We start from the raw sequence: 11,050 nt of genomic DNA on the forward strand, positions 1-11,050 counted from the left end.
ACATTATTTAACGCTATAATATCCGTATTTGAATTGTTATTTTGACCTAAAATTTAAGATATTTGTAGCTTAACAATTCAAATACGATGGACAATAAAGCGATCTCAAAAATTTTCAAATTATGTAGCCAATTGATGGAGCTTCACAACGAAAATCCTTTTCGAACAAAATCCATTGCAAGTGCCTCTTTTAAGTTGGACAAGCTACCTTTCCGTATTGAAGAGGCCAGTCTTGAAGATTTGAGTGCACAGCCAGGAATAGGAAAAAGTACGGCTGAAAAAGCCAAAGAAGTTGCCGCTACAGGAACTTTCAAAGAGCTTGAGGATCTTATTGAAAACACACCATCCGGTATTATTGAAATGTTAAATATTAAGGGCCTTGGCCCTAAAAAGATTCAAATTATCTGGAAAGAACTCGAGATTGAAAGTGTGGGCGAATTACTTTACGCCTGTAATGAAAACCGTCTCGTAGAAGCAAAAGGGTTTGGTCTTAAAACGCAGGAAGACATCAAAAAATCCATTGAGTTTTCTATTTCCAACAAGGGATGGTTTTTATATGCAAAAGTACTTCCACTGGCAGAAAAATTTTTCAACGAATTGAAATTGCATTTCCCTTCTTCGCTGCTGTCATATACAGGAGATTTCAGAAGAAAATGCGAGGTTTTGAGTACCGTAGATCTTTTAATATCGGAAAGTATAGACAACGTCGAAAAATTCCTCGATGGATTTACTTTAGTGGAAAAAACAGAAAACTCCATAGAACTGACCGATGAATTGGGGTTTACTTTCAAAGTATTCAGTAGTAATATCAATGATTTTTATCGCGACCTGGTTCTTAGTACTGGATCCACTGCACATCTCGATCTTCTATTTAATATTCTACCGGATCTTCCTTCACTTTCCAGTGAAGAGGCCATTTACCGTAACTTGGGTTTAGATTATATTGAACCCGAATTACGAGAGGGGTTGAATGAAATAGTGCAGGCTCAAACGCATTCACTGCCAAAGCTGATTCAATACAAAGATCTCAGGGGAACACTCCACAATCACTCCACCTATAGTGACGGCGTACATAGCCTCGAGCAAATGGCATTACATTGTAAAGATGTCCTGGGGCTAGAATATTTGGGTATATGCGATCACTCGCGAACGGCAGTTTATGCCAACGGCCTCTCCATTGAGCGATTGGAGCAGCAGTGGAATGAGATTGCGACATTAAACGAAAAATTGGCTCCATTCAAGATTTTCAGGGGAATTGAATCTGATATTCTAGCTGACGGTTCATTAGACTATCCCGATGAGGTGTTGGCTAAGTTTGACTTCGTTGTCGCCTCCGTACACTCCAATCTGAAAATGGACGAAGACAAAGCCACAACAAGACTAATCAAAGCGATCGAAAATCCGTATACAACAATCTTAGGCCATCCAACAGGAAGACTATTATTAAGTAGAGCCGGATATCCCTTAGATTTTAAACGGGTAATCGATGCTTGTGCGGCAAATGGCGTTGTCATTGAGATAAATGCAAATCCTTTACGATTAGATCTGGATTGGAGATGGCACCGTTATGCAGTAGAGAAAGGAGTTTTACTTTCCATCAATCCCGATGCCCATCGTACAGAGGGATTGCACGATATGCAATATGGTGTATTGGTGGCGCAAAAGGGTGGTTTGCAGGCAAGCAACTGTTTGAATGCATACGCGCTAGATGCCATAACGACCTATTTTAATAAGAAAAAACAAGGCTAGGGTATGTCGAGTAAAACAAATGCTGTTCGGCTGTTGGACACAGCAAAAATTAAGTATGAACTCAGAGCATATGAGGTAGACGAACAGGACGTCAGTGCTGAGCATGTCGCCGAAACCCTAGGTTTGTCACCCGAAACGCTTTATAAAACCCTGGTCTTAAAAGGCAACAAAGATCCTTATATTGTTGCCGTAATTCCCGGAAACGCACAGCTCGACCTTAAAAAAATAGCGAAGGCCTCTGGGAATAAAAACTGCGAAATGCTCCCAATGAAAGACCTTTTAACGGTGACCGGCTATATTCGTGGTGGCTGTTCACCTATTGGCATGAAAAAACAGTTCCCAACCTTTATTGAAGAGGCCGCACAATTGGAGACAGCGATTTCGGTAAGCGCAGGAAAAAGGGGGCTTCAGATTATTTTAGCCCCAACAGACCTGGCTACGATCACAGCTGCCCATTGGTCCGATTTGATCGATATGTGAATTACCCTTTACGCCCATATAATAAAATGCGCTTGAAAGAATAGATCGCTGGAAATTTAGTGAAATGTTTTTCGATACGTGTTTTAAATTCAGTTACAAACACAGACTTCTTATCTTCCTCCAATTGTTCCATGTAAGGAATCAAAGCAGACCCAGCGATAAAATTGTAAAGCATGTCTGCATCAGCAGCAATGAGCGGATATACACGAAGAGAAAGGTTTAATTGATCCAGGCCATTATCAAATAACAATTGCGCATAAGTATCCATATCCAATACCGAAGAAGGCCTATTCCAGCCCCTTAAATAGGATCGATAGGGTTCTTCCGTCGCCAATTCAAATAGAATTTTATTGAGTATATTTTCGGGCTGATAAGGCATTTGTATCGCCAATTGCCCGCCAACATTAAGCTTAGAAATAATTTGAGGGAAAAGAGCCTGATGATCTTCCAGCCATTGTAAAGCAGCATTACTGAATATAAGATCCCAGTTTTTTGGCTCTGCAATGAAGTTCTCAACGGAACTTTGCCTAAATTTCAGACGTTCCGTTTCCAACTTATGGCTTTTAGAAAGCATTTCCGCAGAAGAATCTATCCCAAGAAAGGTCGCTTGAGAGAATTGTTCGCTTAAGATAGCTGTCTGTTCACCTGTACCGCAACCTAAATCGACGGCATGTTCCATTTTATCGGTAGTAATTAGTTCAGATAAATCATAAAACGGTTTAAAACGGACATCTTTAAATTGATTGTATATAGCTGGATTCCAAGGCATATATTTATTAATTAACACCCGTATAGGGCAGTACTACATTTTCTATTTAAACAAAGTAAGAATTTCTGCGGGTTGAACTTTTCCAAAATACGTCGTCAAATCAATTGATTTCAGTAAGGTATCAATCTCTCCTACTTCATGCTTTTCACCAATCAATAAATTTTCAAGTTCATGAATTGATCGGGATGCAAAAAAATCACCGAAAATTTTAGCCCGTTCAATGTATCCTTTATGTACATCCAAATGCAACTCGATGAATCCTGCAGGGATCTTAATTGCTTTTTTAAAGTTATAATTTGGTGAAAAACCGAAGTTCCAATCCCATGTTTCATACTTCTCTTCAACCAATTTTTCTATATTTTTAATATCCGAAGCGGTAAGCTCAATCATTTTGGCTGCCGGATTCTCACGTTTTATTTCTTCAATCAACAATTCCTTAAAATCTCCAGTCGTAAAACCCGCAGGTAGATATTCAATTAAATTTGTGACACGTGCACGATTCGATTTTACCGCTTTATCCACAAACTTCAATGGATTGACCTTTAAAGCATCGCTTAATACCTGCATCTGCGAATCAATCAATATCGTACCATGTTGAATCATCTTCCCATTTTTTGCAAGCTTGGCATTTCCGCTAAACTTCTTCCCATCTACCAGGAGGTCATTTCTTCCTTCTAATTTTGCAGGGATATCCAATTTGTTCAAAATATGTACAATCGGCTGGGTAAAGGTCGAAAAATCCATAAAATCATGATTTCCCAATAAGGTATGAAAAGAAAAATTTAAGTTTCCAGCATCATGATAAACAGCACCACCGCCAGACATTCGTCGCACAACCTTAATCTGATGCTCGTTGACATAATCAAGATTGATTTCTGCCAAGGTATTCTGAAATTTACCCACGATAATTGAAGGGTCGTTTACATAGAGTAAAAAAATATCCTCTTCCGGAAATTTACCCAATAAATACTCCTCTGAAGCGATGTTAAAATAGGCGTTGCGGGATGGAGAATCGATAATCAGCATATTTTTCTTTTTTCAAAAATAACAAGAATTTAATTCCTGTAATTCATTTCAAATTCATAATTACCGCAAATCATTAGCTTAGCACTCCCGTAGCGATTTCAACAACATCAATTTTCATCGATACAACTGTCATCAACCTCGTTTTCTGAAAGCAACTTTCTCCGCTAATTTTTCAATAATAAGCGCCGAAAAATCCTCTTTTACAATTTCTTCCGTCTGGCATAATGCACCCGGACTAAATACGTTGATTTCCATAATACGATCTCCCACCACATCCAAACCGACAAAATACATTCCGTCTTGAACTAATTTATTCCGGATCTTATCGACCATAAGCAATAACTCCGGTGAAATAATAGCTGCTTGGGTCTTTGCGCCTTGATGCACATTGCTCCGAATCTCATCACCTTGTTGCACGCGATGAACAGCAGCATATTTTCCATTGATCGAAATAGGCTCTCCATTTAGTAAAAAGAATCTAATATCACCGCGGGCAGCTTCCGGAAGATATTCCTGGCCAATTACATAACCATCTCGGGCAATAGCCTCTACAGTTTGTTTGAGGTTTTGCTGATTATCCTTATTGATTAAAAACACGTTTTTACCGCCGGACCCCTTTAAGGGTTTCAAAATAATAAGCTTATTCTGTTGTTCAAAAAATTCAATGACATCGGCATAGTTTCGGGTTACAATTGTTTTAGGTCGAATAGATTCATCAAATCCCTCGAGATACAACTTATTACTGGCCCGACTAAGGCTATCGGGATCATTGATAACCAATACACCTTTTTCTTTTAGTAGAGCGGCAAATTGTAGGGCTGAAGCAGCAGCCCAAGGTCGGCTAACCATATCCAGGACTGGATCAAATCGTAGCCAGACCACATCCATTTCTTCCAACATCATCTTCGTTTTTTCTGTCGCGCGCAATACTTCCATGAGGCTATTGGTAGAAGTAAGCATCTGATCAGGGAGCACTTTTCGCACATGGGCGGCAATATGGGCCGACTCATAGTAGAAATCGGCCAAGCCAATATAATAAATTTCATGTCCCATTTGATGGGCTTTCAATGCCAAAACAGTCGTCGTGAAACGAGCAGTTTCTTTATGGGTTTGGTTGATCACGAATGCTATCTTCATATAAAATATCTGATTACTGAATCATTTGAAATATTCCATTACTTTTTTTTAGATGTAACAAGGCATCCTTGTATGGATCCATTAGATACCTTGGTGTCAGGACCGGAGCCTTCAAGACGCCCTTTAACATGAGTTCTTCAACGATTGGTATATAATCTTCGCGGATTTTACCCATCGTCAACAGGGATAGATCTCGCCCACTCTTGATATAATTAGTCAATTCGATTAAACCACTCAAGTATAATGCATCTTTGGTAAGCCCACCACTTCGATAGACCCGCATTGTCATTTGAAAAGCTGTTTCGGTCAAAAATTGGTACTTGTCTACCAATACTGAAAATGTATCAATAAATGAACTGCCCTGCTGCATGTGATGGACAGCGATAACTCTGCCTGCCAGAATACGTAGTCTATTATTTGTCAGGCCCCCCACCAAATACTCAGCAAGTACAGCGAGGCCTTCCTGAAGTTTTTCATAACCGGGAACCCCTAATCTAAAGAGACTGAACGGCTGTTGCTTCCCATTATAGTAAGTAACAATATGTGTACCGACCTCATGTTGAATCAATGCCTTTACCCTATTCCTTGGCAAACTATACTGCTTACTTATATTGAGTACGCCTTGATTTACCATCACGCCATAAATATCATCCCGTAGCCGCACTGTGGTGCCAAAGCTTGGATCTTGGTTTTTCAGATAATCCAATTCTTCCTGGGCGAGCTTAGCGAACTCTTCGGCATAGACAATTTCCTCTTCTTTCGTTCTCACTTCTCGATCCGTTGTCGTAATGGTCAAAATTGCCTGAGCCTTTTCCAACAATTTTTCATTGACAGTACCAAAAACCTGCATACTGCCCAACAAAAATCCTTCTTTTCCCCGCTCACTCAACATGGTCATCATCTGATCAAGCTCCTTGCGTTTATCACGAAACAAATAAGCAATGGAAGGATCAAATAAATCTTCGATATGCAAGTTATAGAGGTTTCTCTTGATAATATCTGGATCAATAGGCATGGGCCTATATCGAAACACAGGAGTTTTTCGGTAATTCCCCTTCTTAAATTGCTGCCAGGCATCGTAAGAATTTGTTGGTGTAACCAATAATAAAAAATCAAATCGTTGACTTTCCCGCGCTAACTTCTGATCAATCTCCCAAGCTAAAGGAAGCATCTTTTTAGGCTGGCTTATTTTAAATGCCGTAGGTTTAGATAAGGTATGTATACGTATGAATTCAAAGAATGTTTTCGACAGACTCCTGGATATGGCTTCACGGAAATGACGCAGATCGATCGGTAAAATTTGCTGATCTACCCCTAAAAGGTATTTCGGTTTTATCTCCAGCCCCATGTAAAATATATTGGTGTTCAGATTATCCAACTGTACACTCGAAGGGGATAAACTTTGCGTTGCATTTGTTTTGGAATCTGTCAGTATCTCCACTTTGGAAATCGATTCCTCTGTTGTCAGTTGCTTACCTAGATACTGAGCGATAGCCTGTACATTTTTCCGCGCAATATGAATTTGAATATCTTCCTCCTGTGCGGAATCTGCTGCCCAAGCCTCAATAATCAAACAGGCACCAAACTCTTCGACAAGTTGATTGAGGATTGGAGCGATCCATTCAGAAACATTCATCTGTGGATCTCTTACCCTAAAGTAAGCTGGTTCTGATTTAACCAACTCTGCCAGCATAGGATCTTGACTAAAAAACTGTCTGTATAAAAACAGATAAGGAACAACTTGATTAAATACCAGTTTGTTTTTTGGCGGAATCTGTACGTGGAAAACCTCCTTATTTTTGATCATTTTTAAAATGCCAGCAAGTTGTTTCGCATTATCTTTCATAGGCAAAATAATTTTCCAGTGTTCCAATGCTGTGTAAGAGAAGTTGTTTATACTCCTGAAGCTTTTGTGGATATACTTCCCCAGTCCATTCGTCCATAAAGTCTTTCCGAAATTCGACAGAAAAAATACAGCCTTTATCACCAAACTTATCATTCAAATACGCAGAAAGGAATCCGCCCTTAAACTTGACATTCTCACGGACGTCGTAAACTTGTCCATCTTTTCCAGTCCGTAGTGCTTCCAAAACCTGATCAGTCAGCGTTCGCCATTTTTTGTGATTATGTTGCGTCCCAATATTAATCTGAGGGTCGGTTTCATTATTTAAACTAGTTTCAGCCCCCCCGCGACGCATATTATAACTATGAATATCATACACGATAAAATAGCCATAATGATCAATCGTGTGCTGAATTGCTTGGCTTATTTCCTCATATATGCTATCATAGGCTGCATACAGCTGATCTTTTAGTTCATTGGGTAGATCTGTTCGCCATACCCGCATCCCCCAAGCTTGCTCAGGTGTAAGATAAATAGCATCTTCTCGTTTTCGATTAAGATCCAGTTGAAACCTGGAAGTTCCAGATACAAATCGATTACAGGGTAATTCAGCCAAAATAGCCGTATAAGGATCCTCTTCGCGTAATCGTTCCTCGTCTGAAATATTTATGTAGGGCATCAAATGCGCATCGACCTGATGGCCATCATGAATGGCAAAAGCCCAAAATGGGCTATCGTAATTTTCAAATTGATAGCGATATGTTAAAGACATGTACCTTTTTTTAAACAGTTTACGTCAAATAGACAGCATTGATTGCTGACCTTTTTGTTTAGATAAACGCTTATGAGCAACAAAAGGTTTGAAAATTAACTGGATTGTCTTGAGAATTAGGGGCTCCCCTTCTTATCCGAAACGAGGCTGTTAAAAATCGTTAAACAGCTAACGGATTTAGTACATTGGCATCTTTGTTGAATATTGTTAAGTAGTTTCATTAATTTAGGTTAATAATTTAGTTAGTTTATAAAAAACCTGTTAGTCCCCGCTAACAGGTTTTTTATTTCCCCTAAAAAGAAAACAAAATAAATAGTAGTATATTTTATTGGAAATCAATAGCAAATAGTCAAAAAATGTTAAAAAGTAAAAAAAACTCCAATCAGTTGAAACATTTCTTGAACTTACTACGTTATATAGGTACTTTTCATAAATTTAGGTTAATAATTGGTTAGGAAAACTCCTGTTGCTCCCCGCTTCGGGAGTTTTTGTTTATCAGCACTTTAAGGAAAATAAAAAACAAAAAAAAATCATCAAGCGGACCAGTATTTGAAAACTATACAATGAAATTTGTTTTTAGTCTACCCCGTTTTGATCTTTCAACAAAACTTCAAAAAATCAAATTTCAGGCAGAAATTTTAATAACAAAAAAATGACAATATGTTCATGCTAGGAAAATAAGTTTTGGCATAGGTATTGCATTGTTTTAAGCATTCATAAATTTAGGTTAATAATTGGTTAGTTAAAAACACTTGAAGTTCCCCGCTTCAAGTGTTTTTTTTATAGCATTATAGCAGAAATAAATTAGAGTTTAGCCTCTTGTTGTTCGTTACCGGTTTCCACCAACTGTTTTAATGCAATTTCATATGCTCTCGATGATATATGTGTCTTTTTAGAAGAAACGGTCCTAATTTTCTTTAATGCTTCAAAAATCACACTGGAAACATCCGAAAAAATTGCTTCATCACTAATTTCGATATTACGTTGCATTAAATAAGCAAATACTCTCGCCATACCACAATTCGCAATAAAGTCAGGTATGACCGCAACATGCTGATCTGCGAACTCCATAACAGACCCATAAAATATTTCTTGATCTGCAAATGGCACATTGGCACCTGAAGCGATCACCTCAAGCCCATGATTTATCATGTGCTGGATCTGATCTTTTGACACTAAGCGGGAGGCCGCAGCAGGCACAAAAATATCCGTTTCCAGGCTCCATATTTCTTTCTGTATCTGATCAAAAGGAATCAGATCCGGAGAACAAAGCTCATTGCCTTTGCGCTCTAAAAACAAACGGGTAATATCTTCCTCTTCAAATCCTTCCGGATTGATCAGTCCGCCGACTCGATCAATTATACCAACTATTTTTACACCAAGTTTAGACAGATAAAATGCCGCTGCGGCAGCAACATTACCCCAACCTTGAATTACCGCTCGCTTCCCAAAGCAATTTTCGCCAAAAAGTTCATAATAATGACGAATTGACTCTGACACGCCATATCCCGTGATCATATCTGCCACTTTGTACTTGCGCTTCAGATCCGGGCTGTAGGAGCTATCTTCCAATACTTTGGAAACCCCATAACGCAATTGTCCAATTTGATGAATACGATTGCTTTCATTCACCTTAAAGTGACCATTCAAAATGCCTTCTTGTGGATGCCATAGTCCATATTCTTCCGTCAACGGGATTACATCATGAATTTCATCGATATTCAAATCTCCACCTGTCCCATAATAGTTTTTCAATAGCGGTGTGACAACTTTAAACCAACGTACTAAAACTTCATTTTTCCTTGGGTCATGTGGGTCGAAATCAATTCCAGATTTTGCCCCCCCTATTGCAGGGCCAGATACCGTAAATTTGACCTCCATTGTTTTTGCCAAAGATTCTACCTCATGCCTATCCAATCCAGCCCGCATTCGGGTACCCCCGCCAGCTGCACCTCCACGTAAGGAATTGATAACAATCCATCCCCTGGCATCAGTTTCACTATCTTTCCATTCGAAAACAATTTCCGGACTTTTGTGCTCAAAAGCCCGCAATAATTCCTTCATCCCTTCCATACTCCTATAAGTTTCCTCGGCGTTCTTGTTCACGTTCTATTGCTTCAAAAAGAGCCTTAAAATTTCCTGCGCCAAAACTTTGTGCCCCCTTACGTTGGATGATTTCATAAAATAGAGTCGGTCTATCCTCTACCGGTTTTGTAAAAATTTGCAGCAAATAACCTTCTTCATCACGATCAACTAGAATACCCAGTTCTTGGATGATCCGTATCTCTTCATCAATTTTTCCAACTCGTTCAGGCAACATATCGTAATATGCTTCGGGAGGAGCACCCAAAAATTCTACTCCCCTTGCTTTAAGTTCCCGCACGGTGGCCACAATATCTTTGGTTGCTAGAGCCGCATGCTGAACACCTTCACCCTCATAAAATTCAAGGTATTCTTCTATCTGCGATTTTTTCTTTCCTTCGGCAGGCTCATTAATTGGAAACTTAACAAAACCATTTCCATTGCTCATCACTTTACTCATCAAAGCCGAATATTCTGTATTAATTTGCTTGTCATCAAAAGATAAAATATTGACAAACCCCATCACATCCTGATACCATTTTACGGTTTCATTCATCTTATTCCATCCAACATTACCCACACAATGATCAACATAAAGCAGTCCAGTTTCCGTTGGATTGTAATCGCTTTTCCATTTTTCATATCCTGGCATAAATGGACCAGCATAATTGCGGCGTTCAACAAACATGTGGACCGTTTCGCCATAGGTATAAATTCCTGCGGTCCAAACTTCCCCATTTTCATCCTTCAGAAATTGTGGTTCCTGATAGACTTTCGCCCCTCTATTTGTTGTTTCTTCAAATGATTTTCGTGCATCATCTACCCAAAGAGCCAATATTTTGACACCATCACCATGTTTTTTAACATGTTCTGTTATAGGGTGGTCAGATTTCAACGCTGTGGTAAGCACTAAACGTATTTTATTTTGTTTTAACACGTAAGATACCCGGTCTCGAACGCCTGTTTCCGGTCCGGCATACGCATCCGACTGGAAACCAAAAGCTGTTTTGTAATAATGTGCGGCCTGTTTGGCATTGCCAACATAAAATTCAATATAATCTGTGCCATTAATAGGTAGAAAATCTTGCGCTTGGGCAATCTTTTCTGCAAATGTATTTGCCATAATTTATATAAAGGTTATTCTTTTATTTTTCCTAACTCATCCAAGATTTATAATAATCTGGATCTTCTAT

The 11,050-nt window shown here is 39.0% G+C and carries 9 protein-coding genes; 2 read left to right on the top strand and 7 right to left on the bottom strand.

Annotation, left to right across the window (positions count from 1 at the left end):
- The first annotated feature begins 86 nt into the window (after positions 1 to 86).
- Positions 87 to 1,748 carry a DNA polymerase/3'-5' exonuclease PolX gene (locus B2X72_RS24975; RefSeq protein WP_075991804.1) on the top strand — a complete coding sequence of 554 codons (1,662 nt, stop codon included), beginning with the start codon at positions 87 to 89 and terminating at the stop codon, positions 1,746 to 1,748.
- A gap of 3 nt (positions 1,749 to 1,751) precedes the next feature.
- Positions 1,752 to 2,228: a Cys-tRNA(Pro) deacylase gene (gene ybaK, locus B2X72_RS24980; RefSeq protein ID WP_075991803.1), complete on the top strand. Its 477-nt coding sequence runs from the start codon at positions 1,752 to 1,754 to the stop codon at positions 2,226 to 2,228.
- A 1-nt stretch (position 2,229) separates the two neighbouring features.
- On the opposite strand, the gene B2X72_RS24985 is transcribed toward ybaK, so the two are convergent.
- From B2X72_RS24985 to hppD, 7 genes are all read right to left on the bottom strand, one after another.
- Positions 2,230 to 2,997 (bottom strand): methyltransferase domain-containing protein, encoded by a 768-nt coding sequence (locus B2X72_RS24985; RefSeq protein ID WP_286851974.1) that lies wholly within the window; start codon positions 2,995 to 2,997, stop codon positions 2,230 to 2,232.
- A gap of 42 nt (positions 2,998 to 3,039) precedes the next feature.
- Positions 3,040 to 4,023 carry a lipoate--protein ligase gene (locus tag B2X72_RS24990; protein ID WP_286851975.1) on the bottom strand — a complete coding sequence of 328 codons (984 nt, stop codon included), beginning with the start codon at positions 4,021 to 4,023 and terminating at the stop codon, positions 3,040 to 3,042.
- Between the two features lie 132 nt (positions 4,024 to 4,155).
- Entirely contained in the window at positions 4,156 to 5,160 is a 1,005-nt protein-coding gene (locus B2X72_RS24995) for a glutathione synthetase (protein ID WP_075991800.1), read from the bottom strand.
- 13 nt (positions 5,161 to 5,173) lie between these two features.
- Positions 5,174 to 7,006: a flavohemoglobin expression-modulating QEGLA motif protein gene (locus tag B2X72_RS25000; RefSeq protein ID WP_075991799.1), complete on the bottom strand. Its 1,833-nt coding sequence runs from the start codon at positions 7,004 to 7,006 to the stop codon at positions 5,174 to 5,176.
- A complete protein-coding gene (locus B2X72_RS25005; RefSeq protein ID WP_248933322.1) occupies positions 6,996 to 7,775 on the bottom strand; it encodes an N-formylglutamate amidohydrolase in 780 nt (259 codons plus the stop codon). The genes B2X72_RS25000 and B2X72_RS25005 overlap by 11 nt, the downstream gene beginning before the upstream one ends.
- 804 nt (positions 7,776 to 8,579) lie before the next feature.
- A complete protein-coding gene (locus B2X72_RS25010) occupies positions 8,580 to 9,881 on the bottom strand; it encodes a Glu/Leu/Phe/Val dehydrogenase dimerization domain-containing protein (RefSeq protein WP_286851977.1) in 1,302 nt (433 codons plus the stop codon).
- Entirely contained in the window at positions 9,853 to 10,980 is a 1,128-nt protein-coding gene (gene hppD / locus B2X72_RS25015; RefSeq protein ID WP_248933321.1) for a 4-hydroxyphenylpyruvate dioxygenase, read from the bottom strand. The genes B2X72_RS25010 and hppD overlap by 29 nt, the downstream gene beginning before the upstream one ends.
- Positions 10,981 to 11,050 lie beyond the last annotated feature (70 nt).

Source organism: Sphingobacterium sp. UBA7253 (genome assembly GCF_002472745.1).
GTDB classification, from domain to species: Bacteria; Bacteroidota; Bacteroidia; order Sphingobacteriales; family Sphingobacteriaceae; genus Sphingobacterium; species Sphingobacterium siyangense.